Annotated in this window: 19 protein-coding genes and 1 pseudogene; 10 read left to right on the forward strand and 10 right to left on the reverse strand. The window is 40.4% G+C overall.

Annotation, left to right across the window (positions count from 1 at the left end):
• Positions 1–268: 268 nt before the first annotated feature.
• Positions 269–1,675 (forward strand): annotated as a pseudogene (locus tag J2S78_RS02775) (sugar porter family MFS transporter); the annotation flags it as partial.
• A gap of 52 nt (positions 1,676–1,727) precedes the next feature.
• Here J2S78_RS02775 and J2S78_RS02780 read toward each other — a convergent pair.
• Positions 1,728–2,204: a DinB family protein gene (locus J2S78_RS02780; protein ID WP_306896027.1), complete on the reverse strand. Its 477-nt coding sequence runs from the start codon at positions 2,202–2,204 to the stop codon at positions 1,728–1,730.
• Positions 2,205–2,655: 451 nt separating this feature from the next.
• Here J2S78_RS02780 and J2S78_RS02785 point away from each other — a divergent pair, with 451 nt between their 5' ends.
• The 6 genes from J2S78_RS02785 to J2S78_RS02810 all read left to right on the forward strand — a co-directional run bounded on the left by J2S78_RS02785 (position 2,656) and on the right by J2S78_RS02810 (position 9,774).
• A complete protein-coding gene (locus tag J2S78_RS02785) occupies positions 2,656–3,633 on the forward strand; it encodes a sugar-binding protein (RefSeq protein ID WP_306896029.1) in 978 nt (325 codons plus the stop codon).
• Complete coding sequence (locus J2S78_RS02790) at positions 3,630–5,078, forward strand: sensor histidine kinase (RefSeq protein ID WP_306896031.1); 1,449 nt, start codon at positions 3,630–3,632, stop codon at positions 5,076–5,078. Before J2S78_RS02785 ends, J2S78_RS02790 begins: the two co-directional genes overlap by 4 nt.
• Position 5,079: 1 nt before the next feature.
• Positions 5,080–6,483 (forward strand): response regulator transcription factor, encoded by a 1,404-nt coding sequence (locus J2S78_RS02795; RefSeq protein ID WP_306896033.1) that lies wholly within the window; start codon positions 5,080–5,082, stop codon positions 6,481–6,483.
• Between the two features lie 105 nt (positions 6,484–6,588).
• Positions 6,589–7,923, forward strand: a complete 1,335-nt coding sequence (locus tag J2S78_RS02800; RefSeq protein ID WP_306896035.1) for an ABC transporter substrate-binding protein — start codon at positions 6,589–6,591, stop codon at positions 7,921–7,923.
• Positions 7,924–8,020: 97 nt separating this feature from the next.
• Entirely contained in the window at positions 8,021–8,953 is a 933-nt protein-coding gene (locus tag J2S78_RS02805; protein ID WP_306896037.1) for a carbohydrate ABC transporter permease, read from the forward strand.
• Positions 8,953–9,774, forward strand: a complete 822-nt coding sequence (locus tag J2S78_RS02810) for a carbohydrate ABC transporter permease (RefSeq protein ID WP_306896039.1) — start codon at positions 8,953–8,955, stop codon at positions 9,772–9,774. Before J2S78_RS02805 ends, J2S78_RS02810 begins: the two co-directional genes overlap by 1 nt.
• A gap of 165 nt (positions 9,775–9,939) precedes the next feature.
• Here the strand turns inward: J2S78_RS02810 and J2S78_RS02815 are convergent, their stop codons facing one another.
• Positions 9,940–10,467 (reverse strand): nitroreductase family protein, encoded by a 528-nt coding sequence (locus tag J2S78_RS02815; RefSeq protein WP_306896041.1) that lies wholly within the window; start codon positions 10,465–10,467, stop codon positions 9,940–9,942.
• 121 nt (positions 10,468–10,588) lie between these two features.
• Complete coding sequence (locus J2S78_RS02820; protein ID WP_306896043.1) at positions 10,589–11,140, reverse strand: GbsR/MarR family transcriptional regulator; 552 nt, start codon at positions 11,138–11,140, stop codon at positions 10,589–10,591.
• Between the two features lie 437 nt (positions 11,141–11,577).
• Between J2S78_RS02820 and J2S78_RS02825 the strand changes: the two genes are divergently transcribed.
• The 3 genes from J2S78_RS02825 to J2S78_RS02835 all read left to right on the forward strand — a co-directional run bounded on the left by J2S78_RS02825 (position 11,578) and on the right by J2S78_RS02835 (position 14,675).
• Positions 11,578–12,777: a quaternary amine ABC transporter ATP-binding protein gene (locus J2S78_RS02825; RefSeq protein ID WP_306896045.1), complete on the forward strand. Its 1,200-nt coding sequence runs from the start codon at positions 11,578–11,580 to the stop codon at positions 12,775–12,777.
• A complete protein-coding gene (locus J2S78_RS02830; RefSeq protein WP_306896047.1) occupies positions 12,770–13,621 on the forward strand; it encodes an ABC transporter permease in 852 nt (283 codons plus the stop codon). The genes J2S78_RS02825 and J2S78_RS02830 overlap by 8 nt, the downstream gene beginning before the upstream one ends.
• Before the next feature lie 79 nt (positions 13,622–13,700).
• Entirely contained in the window at positions 13,701–14,675 is a 975-nt protein-coding gene (locus J2S78_RS02835) for a glycine betaine ABC transporter substrate-binding protein (RefSeq protein WP_306896049.1), read from the forward strand.
• A gap of 188 nt (positions 14,676–14,863) precedes the next feature.
• Here the strand turns inward: J2S78_RS02835 and moaD are convergent, their stop codons facing one another.
• The 7 genes from moaD to J2S78_RS02870 form a co-directional block, all read right to left on the reverse strand.
• A complete protein-coding gene (gene moaD / locus J2S78_RS02840) occupies positions 14,864–15,097 on the reverse strand; it encodes a molybdopterin converting factor subunit 1 (RefSeq protein WP_306896051.1) in 234 nt (77 codons plus the stop codon).
• Positions 15,090–15,563 (reverse strand): molybdenum cofactor biosynthesis protein MoaE, encoded by a 474-nt coding sequence (locus tag J2S78_RS02845; RefSeq protein WP_306896053.1) that lies wholly within the window; start codon positions 15,561–15,563, stop codon positions 15,090–15,092. Before J2S78_RS02845 ends, moaD begins: the two co-directional genes overlap by 8 nt.
• Positions 15,544–16,080, reverse strand: coding sequence for a molybdopterin-guanine dinucleotide biosynthesis protein B (gene mobB / locus J2S78_RS02850; protein WP_306896055.1), 537 nt, complete (start codon positions 16,078–16,080; stop codon positions 15,544–15,546). The genes J2S78_RS02845 and mobB overlap by 20 nt, the downstream gene beginning before the upstream one ends.
• Complete coding sequence (locus J2S78_RS02855; protein WP_306896982.1) at positions 16,044–17,330, reverse strand: molybdopterin molybdotransferase MoeA; 1,287 nt, start codon at positions 17,328–17,330, stop codon at positions 16,044–16,046. Before J2S78_RS02855 ends, mobB begins: the two co-directional genes overlap by 37 nt.
• Positions 17,331–17,339: 9 nt before the next feature.
• The gene (locus J2S78_RS02860) at positions 17,340–18,386 is read right to left on the reverse strand and encodes a ThiF family adenylyltransferase (RefSeq protein WP_306896058.1); all 1,047 of its coding nucleotides are present in this window, start codon (positions 18,384–18,386) and stop codon (positions 17,340–17,342) included.
• An 11-nt stretch (positions 18,387–18,397) separates the two neighbouring features.
• A complete protein-coding gene (gene moaA, locus J2S78_RS02865) occupies positions 18,398–19,408 on the reverse strand; it encodes a GTP 3',8-cyclase MoaA (RefSeq protein WP_306896061.1) in 1,011 nt (336 codons plus the stop codon).
• A gap of 295 nt (positions 19,409–19,703) precedes the next feature.
• Positions 19,704–19,943 carry a DUF362 domain-containing protein gene (locus J2S78_RS02870; RefSeq protein ID WP_125553534.1) on the reverse strand — a complete coding sequence of 80 codons (240 nt, stop codon included), beginning with the start codon at positions 19,941–19,943 and terminating at the stop codon, positions 19,704–19,706.
• Positions 19,944–20,073 lie beyond the last annotated feature (130 nt).

The raw sequence follows: 20,073 nt of genomic DNA on the forward strand, positions 1-20,073 counted from the left end.
GAGTGATTATTTCTTTAAACTTGTACGTACATTATTAAATTATAATATATTTAATTGACATTTATACGTACGTGTTTTATAGTTTTATGTGAACGTTATCATAGAAGTCTGGAGATACTTAAATTTTTAGAAAAGGCAAAACAGGCAGATGGCATGTCATTTTTTAGCTCAACTTGTGCATACATCATCTGTCATTAAGACAGAAAAAAAGCATGTCATTAACTGTAAAACTAGTTGTACGTAGAAAAAGGTTTACACACAACAAGAAGAGTGGAGAGTGAATACGATGAAAAGTAACCATTCTGTTTGGTACGTCATTATTATTGCATCAGCTGCAGGTATGGCAGGTTTTTTATACGGATTTGATACCGCTGTCATATCAGGGGCAATTGGATTTCTTCAAGAACTATATGACTTAAGCCCGGCAATGGAAGGCTTCGTCATTTCAAGTGTTATGATTGGTGGTGTAGTCGGTGTTGCGCTATCAGGATTTTTAAGTGATCGTTATGGGAGAAGAAAAATCTTAATGGTAGCGGCTATCTTTTTTGCTATATCAGCACTTGCTTCCGCGCTCGCGACAAATGTTACTATTTTAATTCTAGCTAGAGTGCTTGGTGGACTAGGAATTGGTTTTGCCTCAGCCTTATCAGTTACTTACATTGCAGAATGTGCCCCTCCGGCAATACGTGGTAGATTAGGCTCGTTGTATCAACTATTTACAATTATAGGGATTTCAGCTACGTTTTATATTAATTGGGGTGTGGCGAATTCCGGCTCGCACAGTTGGGGGATAGAGCTGGGCTGGCGCTGGATGCTTGGGTACGGAGTTATTCCAGGTGTTGTCTTTTTTATCCTTTTAATATTCATACCAGAAAGTCCAAGATACTTATTGCAAAAAGGAAGAGAGAAAGAAGCATTTCGTGTACTGCAGCGTATTAATGATACAGAGACTGCAACGAAAGAAAAAGAAGCTATTCAGGCGTCGATTGAAATGGAGACCAATACATCGATGAGGGAATTACTGAAACCAGGTTGGCGAAAAGCGATGGCAGTAGGAATTTTCCTTGCTCTCTTTAATCAAGTAATAGGTATGAATGCGGTTACTTATTATGGTCCTGAAATTTTTAGGTTGGCCGGATTTGAAAATAATACGGAATTTTTAGCGACAAGTATAATCGGTAGTGTTCAAGTTTTATTCACTATATTAGCGATTATATTGATTGATAAAGCAGGTCGTAAAAACTTGATGGCAGTTGGTTCCATTTTAATGGCATTTTTTATGGTCCTCATTGGGAGCGCTTTCTATCTTGATGTTCCGAGTGCGATATGGATGCTTATCTTTATTGCTGGGTTTACGGCGGCGTTTTGTATTTCGATGGGACCGATTCCTTGGGTGATGATTCCAGAAATTTTTCCGAACCATTTACGGGCCCGCGCAGTAGGTATAGCTACCATCTTTTTGTGGGGAGCGAACTGGGCAATCGGTCAATTCACACCAATGTTAATTAACGGTATGGGAGGGACGTTTACGTTCTGGATGTTCGCTGTTATTAACGTCATTTGCTTTACATTCGTGATGACGATTGTGCCGGAAACGAAAAATAAATCGTTAGAAGAAATCGAAACTATTTGGAAACCGAATAAAGAAGTGGTACAACAACACCATACAAGCTAAATCATTAAAAAGGATCTGGACAATACATTATCCAGATCCTTTTTGACGTCAATTACCAAGTTTGCCCGCCGGATGGAGGGGGCCATGATCCGGTCATGCGACGGATTTGTGCCGATTGAGCAGCATGATAACTATTATGTGTGATGAGGTCGATAAGTAAATCGCCTCTTGTTGCATTTTTATCATCAAACCCTTGTTCTGTTAAATCTTTTGTTGTTTCCGCTTCAGCTATCTTAATACCTTTTCGAAATTGTTGTAAGGTATCGTGCCATTCTTGTTCGTTGTTAGGAACTGACGTTTTTGGAAAGGTGTAATGATTGTGTTTAGGATATTCTGGGTATTCTTTAGACAGTAGCTGAATTAAATGCTCTTGCCAATACGTCATATGAAAAAGAATCTCCCACACAGTGTGAGGGCACCCGTTTATTTGTTCCCCAGCCTTTCTCCAATCCAACCCTTCAAAAACGTGAACAGGGTCTACGTGTGCTGAATCTCCGTGTAATCCATTTATTAAAAATGGAGCTGACATTTTATCCTACTCCTCTTCCGTGTTTCTATTAACGTTCATTGTTGTGTATTTCAACATCAAGAATTCCATCTCTAAACGCAATCATATAAAAGTGAGGAAACCGATTATTTGAAAACCACCACTTTCCTTAAAAAAGTGTTTGAAAGTTTAACCTCATTATCATCATCCTTTTCATTTTAATCTGACAGATACGTTTTCCAATTACATAACCAGACCAAACAATCTTCTGGATAGACTAGCATTATTCTGTATCGAGTAATACTCCCTCCAAGCGAACAATCTATATGTAGTATTAAGTGTAACATATAATTTGTAGTTGGAATTAAATTCCTATTAATTATATACATTAACTAATATAAATTAGTGCAATCTTTCCATTGGTTAAAGAAGGCAGGAAAGTATACAGCATTTGTCGAATCGTTTCTTACATGTGATGGAAGGAGGGATAAGGATGGAACATAAAAAGAAAGTCGTTTTATATACAGGAGCTGGGTTATTGTTCGGCATTTCTTTTTTGTTCATGCTTTATTTTGGGAAAGAAACGTTTTATGTAGAGGGGACAGAATCGACGGCAAAAACGTATGACTATCATTTTGCTTTGATTACAGAAGAAACAGGAAATGCCTATTGGCAGGAAATTGAACAAAGTGCGAAAGCAACGGCCGCAGAGCATAATATTTATTTAGAAAGTACAGGACCGAGAAAAGCCAATCCGGATGAAGTGCTGCGGACGATGGATCAAATGATTGCAGCAAAAGTCGACGGAATTATCACACAAGGGCTTCCGGGACCGCGTTTTCTTGATCTTGTCCATAAAGCAAACGAACATAATATTCCAGTTGTTACAGTGGACAGTGATATGCCGGAAAGTGAACGAACCGCTTATATAGGGACTGATAATTTTGATTCAGGCTATCTTGCAGGAGAAGAATTAATTCGTGAGACAACGGGGGAACAGGTCGTCGGCATTATAACAGGAAATGTGGAATCGCTTAATCAACAACAGCGAATGGAAGGGTTTGAAGAGGCGATAAAAAATGTGGACCGAATACAAGTGGTAGATATTAGAGAATCCAACATTACAGAAGTGGGAGCCGCACAGGTGACGTACTCCATGATGAAACAGCATTCTGACATTAATGCATTGTTTGGGACCAGTGCGCTTGATGGCGTTGGTATGGTCCAAGGAGTAGAGGAAATTACAGTATGGGAGCGTCCGTACATGATTGCCTTTGACATTCTTCCAGAAACAATACATTTGTTAGAAGAAGGGAAACTTGACGCTGTTATTGCACAATATCCGGACAAAATGGGGACGAAAGCCGTTCAAACAATGATCGATTTACAACATAAAGACTATGTGGAACCTTTGCAACATACCAAAACAGAAGTTATTCGAGAACCAGACCAATTGGGGGATTCGTTATGAAGCTGCTTTCCTCCATCCGTGGTAAATTATTGTTTTGTTTTTTTGTCTTTATTTTGTTATTTAATATTGTCTCTGTTTCTATATATTTTAGTTCTAGTCGTCTAACGAATGAATATAATACGAGTTTTGAACGGTTTTTAATTTTCAATTCTATTTCCCAACAAGCAAATGATTTATATGAAGATACAAACGCGTATGTGCGAGATCCGTCTGAAGAAAATTTAACGTCTTACTATAGAAGTCGTCTTCAATTAAGAGACGAGGAGAACCGTTTGGAAGCTAACATGAAGGAATCTGAAAATATAGAATTATCCAATTATTTAAATTTAATAGAGTCTCTCATTCGTAATAGCGAAGTAACGGTAGGATTTGTACTTCGGGACGACATTGAGCGTTACACGTCTTACTTACAAGAGACACAAAATAGTGCTTCCTACATTCAAGAGAACACATTGAGTTTAATTGACTTGGAATTGACAGAATATCAAAAACTATATGCTGATTTGCAAAATAGAAATGAAGCATTCCGGGTTTTTATTATATTTTTATTTATAACAACTGTTATGATTGCTGTTTTTTTCGCATTTTGGTTTTCAGCGGGAATTAATCGCCCCCTCCAGTCTTTATCAGCCGCTGCAAAAGAAGTGTCTAGAGGGGATTTTAAAGGGGAGCCCGTAAGTATTCAGTCAAACGATGAGATGAAATTGTTAGGAGATACGTTTGATCAAATGCGGACAGATATAACGGAATACGTAGAAGAAATGAAGGGTAAGGCAGAAATGGATCGTCTAATGAAAGAATTAGAGTTAAAACATTTACAAAATCAAATAAATCCTCATTTTCTCTTTAATACGTTGAACACCGTATCGAAAATGGCTTATTTGGAAGACGCTGATGACACCTCTCATTTAATAGATTCGGTGTCCGCTTTACTACGATATAATCTTGGCGATCTTGAAAAATCGGTCACTTTAAAAGATGAAATAGAAGTGGTGCAAAGTTACTTTCATATTCAACAGACTCGTTTCCAAGGGCGGATTCATTTCTCTGTGGAGCTTGAGGAAACCGAATTAAATAGACGAGTTCCCCGTCTCATACTACAGCCATTAGTCGAAAATGCCTTTATACATGGAGTGGAGTGCTTAGAAGAAGGCGGGACCATTTCATTGCGCGTCTATCAACAAGAAAAATATACGATTGCGGAAGTTGAAGATAATGGAATCGGGATGGAAAGGGAGCAATTACAGAGCGTTCTGTCGCCGAACATTATTGCTTCAGATGGACATGTTGGACACTCGACGGGATTAGGATTAACCAATGTTATTCGGCGTTTACAATTATTTTATCAATTGGAGGATGTTGTAGAAATCGAATCAGAACCAGATGGCGGAACCGTTATACGGCTGTTTTTACCGGAATGTTCACATTCGGAAAGGGGGATTTAAAATGAATATAATTATAGCAGAGGATGAAATTTTAGAACGTAAAGCTATGCGTAAATTTCTCGAATTCCATTTTAAAGATATAACGATTGTGGGAGAAGCGGTTAATGGACGGACAGCGATTGAATTGGCACTCGACACCAATCCGGACATTATTTTAATGGATATTAAAATGCCTGGGATAAATGGGATGAAAGCAATCGAAACCATTCAAGCATATTTACCGGATGTACAATTTATTATGGTGACGGCTTATGATTCTTTTGACTACGCAAAACAAGCGATAAAGCTTGGGGTGAAAGAATATATTTTAAAACCGGGCAAAAAAAACGAAACCATTGAAGCGATTGAACGTGTAAAAAAGCAAATAGAGCAGGTGAATAAAGGTAAAAAGGAATATGATCACACGGTAGAATTAGCGAAACAATTATTTTTATCAAAAATTATTCATGAGGAAGAAGGATTAGAAGAATTACAGCAAGAGTTGTATCCTTTCATGACATCTGGATTTTTTCTTATTCTTGAAGGGCAGGACAACACGGTCGTATCGATAACAGCGCAACAAATAAAACAATGGACGCGAGACGATGTCATTGTCAATCAGGAGCGGGGAAAACAAGTGATTGTGCAATGCATGAGTGAAAGGCATCGTGACGTGCAGGAGGTGGCGCGATTAAAAAAAAGAATCAGACTTGAATGCGGAACATCGTGGATCATAGGCAGCGGAAATCTCGTACATACCGTAGAAATGTTATCGCGCTCGTATTATGAAGCTCTGTTAGATGTGCAAAAACAAAAAAGAGGAACGGTCGAAACGGAGCGGAACGACCAGAACATACTAGTGCGAATTAGAGATGCGGTACAAGAAGGAGAGGTGCAAATAGCCTTAACGAACACGTTATTGCTAATGGAACGCCCTGCCAATCAAGCGCTGAAAGAGGAATTATTTTATCTAGTTAAACAGGTGTTGGACAAACAACAGGTGCATCGACCGGAGATGACAGTCCACCACATAAACACGGACCAACAATGGTATGAGTTTATTCAAAGTAGTTGTCAAAGAGTCATTCAACATTACCAGTCTCTTAATAGTATCGAACGAGCCAAGCAATGGATCGATAAGCACATCCATGAATCATTTTCGTTAGAAGATATCGCGGAGAAAGCAAGTCTCAGTCCGGCCTATTTTTCTAACTTATTTAAAGCGACAACAGGCGAGAACGTTACTGATTATATTACGAGGCATCGGCTGCAAAAGGCAGTGGTGTTATTGAAAGAGCAAAAATATAGTTTGAAAGAAATTAGTTCTTTCATTGGGTACAAAGATCCTAATTATTTCAGCAGAGTATTTAAAAAGTATTATAATCTGTCACCGAAACAGTTCCAAAAAGCAACATTAAAAAAATGAAGAAATTCATAAAAGAATACAGATGATTTCTCTTCTTGTATAGCTAGTCCGATAGCTATAATAGTTATTGAAAGCGTTATCAATAAATAATAAAGGGGGATATTAATGAGGAAGTTTTTTGGATTTATTGTTATGCTGATTTTCGTTTTGGCTATGGTTGCTTGTGGAGCGGATGATTCAGATGAAGAACAGTTTGATGGGAATGACAGTGGCGAAGAAACAGATGACTCACAAGAAACCGAAGAGGCTGCTGCTGAAGGGGGAGAAGGAGGAGACCTTGAAATTTTCAGTTGGTGGACAGGAGCTGGGGAAGAAGATGGGTTGAATGCCTTAATTGAACTGTTTGAAGAACAGCACCCTGATATAGCTGTTGAGAATGCAGCGGTTGCAGGCGGTGCTGGTACAAACGCGAAAGCTGTTCTTGCCACAAGAATGCAAGGGAATGACCCGCCTTCTACTTTTCAAGTCCATGCGGGGGAAGAACTGAATCAGAGCTGGGTGGCAGCAGATAAAATGGAGCCGTTAAATGATTTTTACGAAGAAGAAGAGCTAATGGATAAATTCCCGGAAGAGTTAATAGATATGGTCAGCCAAGACGGTGATATCTATTCTGTACCGGTTAACATTCATCGCGGTAACGTCATTTTTTATAACATGAGTGTGTTTGAAGAGAACGGCCTAGAACCTCCGACAACGTTTGATGAGTTTTTGGATGTAGCAGAAAAGCTTGATGAAGCAGGGGTTACACCGCTTGCTCTTGGAGATAAAGAGGCGTGGACTGCGACGCAAATTTTTGAAAACGTTTTACTTGGTTCCCTTGGACCTGAAGATTATCAAGCGTTGTGGAATGGCGATATAAGTTTTGATGATGAACGGGTTGTAGAGGCAGCTGAAACATTTAAACAAATGTTGGGATATGTGAACGAAGATCATGCGTCACGAAACTGGCAAGATTCCGCACAGCTAGTCAGTGAAGGAGAAGCCGCCATGATAAATATGGGAGATTGGGCAAAAGGATATTTTAGCAATGATCTTGACATGGAAGTTAATGAAGACTTTGGCTATTTTGCCTTCCCTGAAACAACGGACGAATTCATGGTTATTTCTGATACATTCGGTCTTCCAAGTGGTGTGGAAAATGAAGAAGAAGTAAAAGAATTTTTGTCGGTGCTAGGATCGGTGGAAGGGCAAGATACATTTAACCCCTTAAAAGGATCTATCCCTGCACGAGTGGATGCAGATGAAAGCAAGTACGATGAATATGGGGTGGATACGATTGAAGATTTTCGTGAAGCAACCCTCGCCCCAAGTCTGGCACATGGTTCTGCGGCTTCCGAGGGCTATTTGACAAAAGCAAATCAGGCAGTAAATATTTTTGTCACTCAAGGAGATGTGGAGCGCTTGCTCGAATCATTGGAAACGGCAATGGCAGAAGAATAGAGAAACGACTAGGTCTGGTTCCTTCTTGTTCGGGCCAGACCTATTTTTCTCAGTAAATTGAAAGTGATTGCTTTGTATGATGTAGGAGAGGATCCTTATGGCAGAAAATATAAAAAGAAAAAAACGAATTTCAAGTGATCAATGGGTAGCGCTTGCTTTTCTAGCGCCATCGATTTTGTTAATTGCGGTTTTTGTTTATGGATTTATTGGATGGACAGGATACGTGTCTTTTAGTAATTGGAACACGTTGACCCCGGATTTCTCATTTGCCGGATTATCCAATTATCTCTATTTGTTCAGTGATTTCAGATTTCAGGCTGACTTACGGAATACGCTATTTTTTACCCTGTTTTTTATCGGGGCCGTCATTATTCTAGGGTTGGGTATTGCAATTTTAATAGAGAAAAATCTAAAAGGAGAATCGTTGTTTCGTAATATCTTTTTGTTTCCGATGGCGTTATCTTTTGTCGTTACCGGTGTTGTTTGGCAATGGCTGCTAAATCCATCAACCGGATTTAATCACTTTTTAAAATGGTTTGGGATCCAGCCGCTGTGGTACACCGATACGAATATTCTCGCCGGCTTCCAATGGGGCGCGATTGAATTCGGGGTTCCTGTTGCGATCATCGCAGTAGTTATAGCTGCTGTCTGGCAAATGACGGGATTTTCGCTTGCTATGTATCTCGCTGGTTTGCGGGGGATTCCGGATGAATTGAGGGAAGCAGCTCGAGTGGATGGAGCATCGGAACGGCAGGTTTATCGAAAAGTTGTCATCCCCATGATGATGCCCATTACCGTGAGTGTTGTCATTATTATGGCCCATATTTCCTTGAAAATCTTTGATCTCGTTTATGCGATGACTGGCTCTGGTGCTAATTTTGTGACAGATGTTCCTGGTGTTTACATGTTTGAAACGACATTCCGTGGAAATTACTACGCCCAAGGGGCAGCGATTGCTATTATTATGCTGCTGTTGGTCGCTATCTTTATCGTTCCGTATTTATGGTACAACCGAAAGGGGGATAACTAATGGCAGCTAACAAAATAAGTACATTCTTAAAATATATCCTATTAATTACGCTGGCTATTATTTTTCTATCCCCTGTGTATGTCATATTCGTTACTAGTTTGAAGCCGTTGGATGAAGTATCGTTAAGTACAATGTGGGCACTGCCGACGTCTATTGACTTCAGCAGTTACAGTCAAGCTTTTGAGGAACTTGGACCTAATGTCATGAACAGTTTTTATCTCGTTATTCCAGCCACCTTCTTATCCGCCTTGTTAGGTGCTATGAATGGGTATGTGCTATCGAAGTGGAAATTCCGAGGTTCAGAAATTTTGTTCACAGTGATGCTGTTTGGTATGTTTATCCCGTATCAAAGTATCCTTATTCCACTCATTCAGTTTTTGCGCAGTATTGATTTATATAATTCGATAGCGGGGTTAATTTTAACTCACGTTGTTTATGGGCTGCCGATTACGACACTGATGTTCCGGAATTTTTATGCGAATATTCCAGATACAATGATTGAGGCGGCGAAAATAGATGGAGCGAGTTTTCTCGGTATTTTTCGGAGAATTATGATTCCACTCTCCATTACAGGCTTTGTCGTTGTAGCGATTTGGCAATTCACAAATATATGGAATGAGTTCTTGTTTGCGGTGACGATTACAAACTCTGATAGTCAGCCTGTCATGGTAGCTTTGCAAAATTTATCGGGAAGTCAGATTGTGCAATGGAATGTGCAAATGGCAGGAGCTCTGCTTGCGGCCCTACCGACACTTCTTGTCTATATTATTTTAGGGAAATATTTTGTGCGCGGCCTGTTGGCAGGTTCAGTGAAAGGTTAGATGAATAGATGAAAAAAACCGGTTCTGGTATGTATCAGAGCCGGTTTTTTTTACAATGGTCGTCTTTACTAGCGAAAAAAGGTAGTTTACTAGCTAAATAGCGATAATTACTGTCCAAATTACATCATTTACTTGCCAATCCATCACTACAAGCACTAGTCTTTGTTAATCATTGAACGTTTCATAGTGAACGAGATCACTATTTTCCGGAGGAGTTTTTGCTCCAGGATGTTCAGCAGGATATCCAAGTCCAAGGATAGCAGTAATGCGCCGGTCATTTGGGATAGATAATGATTCTCTCACGTAATGTTCTCGTTTTTCTGATTCTTCCGGGTCCTGGGCATGATAAATCGCACCGAAAGCGGCGCCTAACCCTTGATCAACTGCGGTTAACCAAATAAATCCGGCCGCTATGGAAGAGTCTTGCAACCAGTATTTACTCACGTCAGGCCTGCCGGTAATAACTATAGCTGCGCTCACTCCTTTTAACCAAGATACAGTCGCGGGCGTATCAGCTAATTGGTTCAACGTTTCTTTATTCCGGATGACAATAAATTCACGGGAGGGCAGGTTGTTTCCGGATGGGGCTAAGGTAGCTGCGTCCACTAATTCACCTATAACATCATCAGGTATTGCTTTGTCTTCATATGATGTTATTTCTCTTCGGTTTTGAATAATGGTTTTTACATTCATTTTATTCCGCCCTTTCTAATAGGAAATCATCGGTAACAATATTCTACCATATTATGCATTTAACATACATAATTAAGCAGAGTACGAAACTGTTCTATAGATAAGACAGAATGCAATGAACTTACTTTTTGGGTACGATTTCAAAAATTTCCCCGTTTTCAAACATTGAAATAACTTCGTCAACCCAGCTGTAATAACGAAGAGCGTAATCTAGTTTTTCAAAATCTTTTTCAACTTGCTGTTTCAACGCAGGGTCCGTCGTTTTTTCGTATAAATCTTCGAGTTGTTCATTGGCTGTCAGCGCAGCTTTATGATTATTGTCCGTTGCTTCACGCCAGCGGTTAACAAACACAGAAGTGAAAGATTTATACCAATCTTCTTCTACCTCATATAAGTCTTTTCTTACTCCTTTTTCCCAGACTCTTGTAAGCATAGACGCTTCCGTGAGCAAACGAACCCCAGTACTCATACTGGTCTTGCTCATTTCAAGTGCCTTACTCATGCTATCTAATGTCATAGGTTCGTCGGAGAACAAGACGGTTCCGTATAACCTTCCATTTGTTTCAGAAATATCATATAAACCCATGTTCTGAGCCATGACGGATATAAAGCGGTGTCTCGTATCGTGGAGATCTGACCAGTCTTTTGATATCCTGCCTTGCTGTTTTTCCATTATGGTTCTCCTTTCTGATGGTAAACAAAAACCTATGTACCGTTTATTACATCTATACTTCCTAAAAGAGATATAAAGATATATCTCGAGGCATAGGTAACTATTATCATGAAAAGACGTTACAGAAAATCTTAACAGACCTTAGAGAAAAGGCAAAATGTAGAAACGAAGAGGAAACTTGTCGATATAAAGAGACATTTGTAGATATGCGCAAATAAATTCCGTACAGTTTGTACTTTACGATTTAAACAAACTGTATTAACGACAAACGCTATTTGCTACTTTTTTCACACTAGCGTATAGTTAGAAAAGTGATTTCGGTAACGAAATGAAACTTGTACATTATTTTCACTATGCTGGTAATCACGATGATAGTGGAATTTAATAGAGAAACAAGTGCTACTAAACTAGGTTAAAAAGTAAAGAGGTGGAAACAAGTGCCGGTCATTAAAGTGGAAGACTTATCGAAAGTGTTCGGACGTAATCCAGAACGAGCACTGAAGCTATTAGATGAGCATAAGTCTAAAGAAGAAATCTTAGAACAAACGGGTAATACCGTGGGTGTTAACCGCGCTTCCTTTGAAGTCGAAGAAGGCGAAGTATTTGTTATTATGGGATTATCCGGGAGTGGGAAATCAACATTAGTTCGTTTATTGAACAGATTGATTGAACCAACAGAAGGCAATGTCTATATCGATGATGATAACCTTGCTACGATGAATAAAGAGGCTCTACGCAAAATTAGACGTGAAAAAATGAGCATGGTGTTTCAACGTTTTGCCTTATTCCCTCACCGAACTGTTCTGTCGAATGCTGAATTTGGTCTCGAAATTCAAGGAGTCGATAAAGCAGAACGTAAGGAAAAAGCTGAAAAATCGCTTGAACTAGTAGGGTTGGGCGGTTATATGAATCAAGCTCCTGGACAATTGTCTGGTGGTATGCAACAACGTGTTGGACTTGCTCGCGCTCTTACAAATGATCCGCAAGTTCTTTTGATGGACGAAGCGTTTTCTGCGCTTGACCCATTGATTAGAAAAGAAATGCAGGACGAGCTTCTTGATTTGCAGGAAACAATGAAGAAGACGATTATATTTATTACACACGATCTCGACGAAGCTTTGCGTATTGGGGACAGAATCGCTCTTATGAAAGATGGTTCTATCGTACAAATTGGCACACCAGAAGATATTTTGGTAAACCCTGCTAACGATTACGTGGAGAAATTCGTGGAAGACGTGGACCGCTCTAAGGTTCTCACAGCGGAAAATATTATGAAGAGACCAGAAACGATTGACGTTGAAAAACACGGTCCAAGAGTTGCCCTTGAAAGAATGAGAGAAGAAGGACTTTCAAGTATTTATGTAACCGACCGTAAACGTAATTTGAAGGGGTATGTCACAGCTGATGACGCGTCAACAGCGAGACAGGAAGATACTCGTGATATTAATGCTATTTTAAATACGGATGTTCCAACTGTTTCCAAAGAAACACCGTTAAATGAAATTTTTAATCAAATTTATGATTCTCCTGTTCCAATAGCAGTTGTCGAAGATGAAAAGTTATTAGGGGTTATTGTACGTGGTGCTGTTATAGGCGCGCTTGCGGGAGACAGCGAGGTGACGACAAACGATGCTTAATTTTATGGAAAATGTCCCTGAGATTCCTTTAGCAGAAGGGACCAATTGGTTAATAGATAGGATTACGGAGACCTTTTCTTTTATATTCGAGCCCATTCAAAACCAATTTGGCGACTTTATGGATAATACGGCGGATCAATTAGCTTCGATTCCTCCGGTTATTGTCATACTAATTATTGCTATTTTGGCGTTTTTCGCCAGTGGTAAAAAATTTGGACTGGTTGCATTCAGTATTATAGGACTGCTTCTTATTTATAATCAAGGGTTATGGGAACAACTTATGTTTACCTTAACACTTGTACTTATAGCTAGTATTTTATCTGTGATAATAGGCGTACCTGTTGGGATATTAATGTCCAAGAGCAGAATCGCAGAGGCTATCATTACACCGATACTGGACTTCATGCAGACGATGCCGGCATTTGTGTACTTGATTCCGGCGGTTGCCTTTTTTAGTATCGGAATGGTTCCAGGTGTTTTCGCTTCATTAGTATTTGCGACACCGCCAACCGTGCGTTTCACAAACTTGGGTATTAGACAAGTTTCAACAGAACTTATTGAAGCATCTGAGGCATTTGGAAGTACAGGTTCTCAAAAGCTATGGAAAGTAGAAATTCCAATGGCTAAAAGCACCATTATGGCTGGAATTAACCAGACTGTAATGCTGTCCCTTTCAATGGTTGTTATCGCATCGATGATTGGTGCACCAGGTCTTGGAAGAGATGTGCTATCAGCCTTACAACGTGCTGAAGCAGGCACTGGTTTTGTTGCAGGTATTGGTATTGTTATCTTAGCGATTATCATTGATCGTTTTACACAAAGCCTCAACAAATCAAAAGCTTAGAATCCATGACAAAGGTGGATACTTTTCTTAAATAGAAAAGTTACCATATATAAAATATTTTAAGGGGGAAACATCAGTTATGTTGAAATTTAATTGGAAACGTCTAGGGATTACTGCTGGACTTTCACTAACACTTGTTGCTGCTGGTTGTGGCGCTGACGAGGAAGGCTCAGACGATACAGAAGGCGACAGCGGTGAAGAAACAACAGAAGAAGGTTCAGATGAAGAAGGCAGTGAAGATGAAGGATCTGCTAACTATAGTGAAGAAATGGACTACACAATCACTGGTATCGAACCAGGTGCTGGGGTAGTTGGATCAGCAGAAACAGCTGTAGAAGAATATGATAGTCTTAATGGCTGGACTGTAGAAACTTCTTCAGGTGGTGCGATGGCAACGGCACTAGGCGAAGCTATTGAAAATGAAGAACCTATTGTTGTTACTGGTTGGAGTCCACACTGGAAGTTCGAAGCGTATGACTTGAAATATCTTGAAGATCCAAATGGTTCTTTTGGCGAAGCAGAAGAAATTAAAACAATGGTTCGTCAAGGCCTAGAAGAAGACATGCCAAATGCATATACTGTTCTTGACCAGTTTGAGTGGGATGAATCACAAATGAACAGTGTAATGTTAGATATTAATGAAGGAGCTTCTCCAGATGAAGCTGCTGCAGACTTTGTAGAAGAGAATCAAGACTTGGTTGATTCTTGGACAGAAGGTGCAGAAGAAGTAGACGGTAAAGAGATTGAACTTGTATACGTAGAGTGGGCTACAGAAGTTGCTTCCACACACGTTGTTTCAGAAGTTCTATCTAACTTAGGCTTTGATGTTACGCCAACGCCTATCGATAACGCTGTTATGTGGGAATCTGTAGCCGGTGGCGATGCTGATGGTATGGTAGCTGCTTGGTTGCCAGCAACTCACGAAGATTTGTATGAAGAATACAAAGATGATGTTGTAGATCTTGGAGCGAACCTAGAAGGCGCTAAAATTGGTCTAGTTGTTCCTGAATATATGGATGTTGATTCCATTGAAGATCTTCAGCCTGCTGAATAATACGTTATAGAAAAAAGGACCGTCCATTAGGATGGTCCTTTTTTGTGATTTCTGTCCCGCAACGAATATTAATTGTCCCGAACTAGGGGATGATGTCCCGAATCAAACATTAATTGTCCCGAAACTGAACGATACTGTCCCGAAACCAAAGAGAAGTGTCCCGATAACAATGACAGGGTAAACTAAAACTACCCTCCACTCACGGGTGGAATGAAAGCAACGGTATCACCGCTTGCTAGAATATGACTGCCATCTGTGAACTCCTCATTTACCGCTGTCATTGTCTGTGTAACCCCATCGAGGTTATATTCCGCTTCCAACCAGTTTTTCAACTCATCAATCGTCCATCCAGCTGTATCCAGTTCCATATTATCTTTTCCAAGCTCCTCTTGCAGACGCGCAAAGAATAATACTTTAATCATGACCTTCTCCTTTCCACGGTTCTCCCGTTGGATAATGTGTTTTCTCTAATTGGTCCCCAACCCAACTGGTTCCGTCTTCCCAGAATTCTTTTTTCCAAATGGGAACCACTTCTTTGATTCTATTAATAATATATTCATTCGCTTCATAAGCCGTTTTACGATGAGGGGAGGAAACAGCGATAACAACAGCTGCATCAGAAATGTCCAACATGCCGATACGATGAGTAATAGCAGCAACTGCATCCGGCCATATTTCATACACTTCGTCACCAATGTCAGCCAGCTTCTTTTCAGCCATGCTTTGGTAGGCTTGGTATTCTAATTTTAACGTGCGCTTGTCGTTTGTAAACTCTCGGACAGTGCCGATAAAAGTAGTGACAGCACCAGCTTCTCTACGTTTTACCTTTTCGATGACAGCTTCTGTTACGATTGGTTGATCGGTTAATTCAAAATAGTTGCTGGTCATAATATTCTCCTACCTTTTTAAGCAAATAAGTTAAGTATTCGGGTTCTTGTGCTTTTGAAAAATGAGGAACATTCTGGGTGACGGTTTCCAAATTATTTTCGGAAATAGAACAAATGATAGTTTTACACATTTGGAAAAGAGTTTTGTCTTCTTCTGTCCGTAACAAGACAACCTTCGGATAATTGGTATGTTTGTATCCTTCGACAAAAATGATATCCGGTTGAAAAAACTGATAGAAGTCTATCAAATCAACGAGGTTCCAATTCTCTGTCTGTTTTGCTTGTAATTGCAACACTCCATTCCCCTCAACTGCTGCAACGACTGAACCGGCATGGGCATGTCGATCGCTGTCTGTATGAAATGGTTCTGGCGGCCCTCCGTGACCATGGTGTTTAATCGAAGCAACTCGTAATCCTTTTTGTGAAGCAGCGTGGATTAATTTTTCCATTAACGTGGTTTTCCCGCTCCCTTTATAGCCGACTATTTGTAAGACGGGACAATGTTTTCCCATGGCCATTCACTACCTTCTTCCTCGTTCAATAAAAGCACATCTACCGTCATGTCTGTTTGATATCCTCTGGTGCCACCCGGTAATACGATAAAGGCATTAGCTTCTGATAAAGAAGTGACAGACCCTGACTTATCAAGTCCTGCCGGCACAGCGGTATAATGGCCGTCATCATCAACGAGTTTTGCTCGTACAAACCGCATAAATGGATTCGGTTTGGGGAAATCAGCACCTAACCTTGCTTTGGATTTACGCAGGTGAGGAGCAATTGTAAACAACGCATTTCGAATGATAGGGCGGACAAATAATTCAAACCCGACGTAACAAGCAGACGGGTTCCCGGAAAGCCCATAAATCATTTGATCGCCGAGGGAAGCAACGGTTGTAACACTGCCGGGCCGCATGGCAACTTTATTAAACAGAACTTTTGCTTCAAGCTTTTCTAATATAGCTGGTATGTAGTCGTAGTCACCAACGGATACCCCGCCGGTTGTAAGGAGGATGTCAACTTCTGAGAGAGCATCTTTGACAGCTTTCAAACATTTCTCGAAATCATCAGCGAGAGTGCCGAAATATTTGGCTTCTCCTCCTGCTTTTTGAACTTGTGCGAGAATCATATAGGTGTTACTGTTACGGATCTTTCCGGGCTGCAGCGGTTCTTTTATATCAAGCAGTTCACTGCCAGTGGCGATCACTCCGACAACTGGCTTTTTTGCAACGGGAACTTGCGCATATCCAAAAGTCGCAAGTAGAGCAGTAATACCAGGATGGATGTAAGTACCTTTAGAAACAAGGGAGGTTCCTTTTTGAGTGTCTTCTCCTTGAAAAGAAATATTATCATGCGGATAAAACGGCCGTTTAATGTCGATAAAATCCAGCCCATTCTCCGTGTATGTTTGAGCAAGTTCAAGCATCACAACAGCGTCACAATCATTGGGAATCTTTGCTCCGGTCATAATCCGTACGGCCTGGCCGTTATAGACCTTTTCATTAAAAACAGAGCCAGCACCGATTTCGCTGATTACCTCTAATGTAACGGGGGATTCTCGGCTGGCTTTCATTGTGTCATCAGCGATAATAGCAAACCCGTCGTATGGAGACTTATCAAACGGCGGCACATCATGATCTGCTACAATATCTTCTCCTAAAAAACGCTCGCCTGCTTCTTCAATTGGCACCCATTCTATATCTTTAGAGGTGCGGTGCTCCATTACTCTGTTTACTGCTTCGGCAACCGGTACTGGGGTTCTTTTTTCCACCATAATCTTCTACTCCTTTGTGACAAGATTTAGGTTTGTTTCAGCAAAAAACTCATGATAAATAGATTTCGCTTCGTCTTTTTTCTTTGTACCATGTATGAGGACGCGGCCATCGTGAAAGACGGCGATCCGATAGTCACGGTACAAGCAAGTTAAAACATAGTTGTTGCTTTTGACGTTCCCATGTGATTGGAGGTGTTTGGCAATGTGAGAAAAGTCATACTTTTTTTTAGATGATGGGCGAATTTGAACCGTATCCCGTCCACATAAAACGTCGATATGAGCCGTTTCTGATTGATTCAGATAGGGATACGCGCGATTATTTCCACAAGATAGACATTCCTTGTTTTTACCTTTATTCATTCCGATCGTTTGTTGCTGTCCGTGCCATATATCAAAAAATAATAATGATGTCCGAAGTGCTTCTTCATTTTCCGTCAGCCATTTCATTGCCTCCGTCGTTTGATAAGAAGCAGTCATTTGGATAGCGGGGCCAATGATGCCAGAAGAGTCACAACTCATCCCTATTCCTGGAATGCTCGGAAAAAGGCAATGGAGACACGGGGTTTTTCCCGGGATAAACGTGTAAGTCATCCCGAAACTGCCGGCACTAGCGCCAAATATCCACGGAATCTGATGTTTTTGAGAAAGGTCATTCAAAATAAATCGGATATCAAAGTTATCCGTTCCGTCGATAATAAGGTTGACGTTTCTAATTAGCTTCTCCAAGTTAGCAGCATCGGCATCCAGTACAAATGCATCAATTTTTGTGTCTTGGTTTATTTGCTGTAACCGTTCTTTAGCGGCAATTGCTTTTGGTGTGTGCTTCTCTGCCTCTTTTTCCGTATACAGCTGCTGCCGGTGGAGGTTGCTTGATTCTACAATATCGCGATCGATGATTGTCACTTTTCCGATACCAGCTCGCACTAGCATCTCCGCATTTGCACTGCCAAGAGCCCCTGCCCCCATAATAAGGATGTGTTTGGTTTGGAGAAGATTCTGGCCTTCTCTTCCGATAGGAGAGAATAGTTCTTGTTTTGCATAACGATTTTCCATCTATTATCCCCCTAACCACCTATATAAGACATTTCGATTTTTTTACGGTTTCGTACGGTTTCTTCGGTTCGTTCCTCTGAATATCTATCGCTGCGCTGTTTCCATATCGATGTAAGATATTTCTCCACACTGCCTTTAGAGTAGCCATCACGAAGAAGAGAGCGCAGATCATGTCCTTTTTCGGCAAAAAGACAAGTGTATAATTTGCCGTCGGCGGATATTCTAGCGCGTGTACAGCTCGAACAAAATGTATCCGACACGGAAGAAATAAAACCGGTTTCTACGTCGGAACCACTGTATCTATAGCGGTTGGCAACTTCACCGAAGTAAGCTTTTTCAACAGGGATTAACGGTGCAATTTCGGTTAATTGGTCATAAATCTCTTTTTTTGTTACCACTTCGGAAAAATTCCAGCCATTCGTCTGTCCAACGTCCATATATTCAATAAAACGCAAGGTGACTCCTTTATTCTTACAGTATTCTGCCATTGGACGGATTTCGCAATCATTCACACCGCGTTTCACTACCATATTCACTTTCACTTGTAAGCCTGCGTCTATGGCGGCATCAATACCGTTTAATACGGCGTTTGGTTGCATATTCCGTCCATTCATTTGTTTAAAAATATCTTCATTTATGGCATCCAAACTGACATTAACTCTGTGCAGGCCGGACCTTTTTAACTCGTTTGCTTGCTTCACAAGGAAAACACCATTTGTCGTAAGCCCAATATCATGAATACCATCTAGTGACGATAGTCTACTAATGAGATGGGAAAGGTTTTTACGTAATAACGGTTCTCCGCCCGTGATACGAATTTTTTCCACACCGAGTGCCGTAAATGATTCAGCTAAAGAGAAAATCTCATCAAAGGACAAAAGCTCACTTTCTGGCATAAATGGATAGTCATCACCAAATATCTCAGCTGGCATACAGTATGTGCATCGAAAATTACAACGGTCAATGACTGATATACGCAGATCCCTTAACGGTCGATAGAATGTGTCCTTTACTTGTTTCATGCTATATCTCTCCTCAAAGGGAAAATAGTAAAAGTGATTCTCATTTGTGTTTTAACCATTTTAACATGTCTGGAGAAAGGAAGAAGTGATGGAAAGCACAGAAAGTCGAAAAATGATGTAAGAAAATATAACAAAAATCGAGGGAATATAAGTGAAACGAATCTTAGGGAAGAAAATAGTTCAAGGCTAGGGAGTAGTGATGCAGCACAAAAAGGTCAACGTTTAAAATGTTCTATTCTATAAAAAAGGAGTGTCCTAAAGCACGTTAGGACACTCCTTTTTTGAATATTGTATTTTATGTGGTGCCATAAAACTCTTTTGCCTTTTCGAGAAATGGTTCTGTCTCGGGCGTGAGTTCTGTATCTTCCACAATGGCTTCCACCGGACATACAACGATACAAGCACCGCAGTCAATGCATACGTCAGGATCGATGTAGTATTGATCTTTTCCTTCTTCAATACAGTCTACCGGACAAACGTCGACGCAGTCGCCAGCTTTCTCGTCCATACAAGGTGATGTGATAACAAAAGCCATACGTTCCACCTCCTTATTAAGTGGCCCATGTGTTAAAGACTTCAGGATAATTGCCAGTAGGCATGCAAAATAGTATCTCTATTTTTGCCATTATATAACCTAATCGATTTTACTTCAAACCGTCATTTAT

Origin of the sequence: Salibacterium salarium, assembly GCF_030813635.1 — a bacterium.
Classification (GTDB): Bacteria; Bacillota; Bacilli; order Bacillales; family Marinococcaceae; genus Salibacterium; species Salibacterium salarium.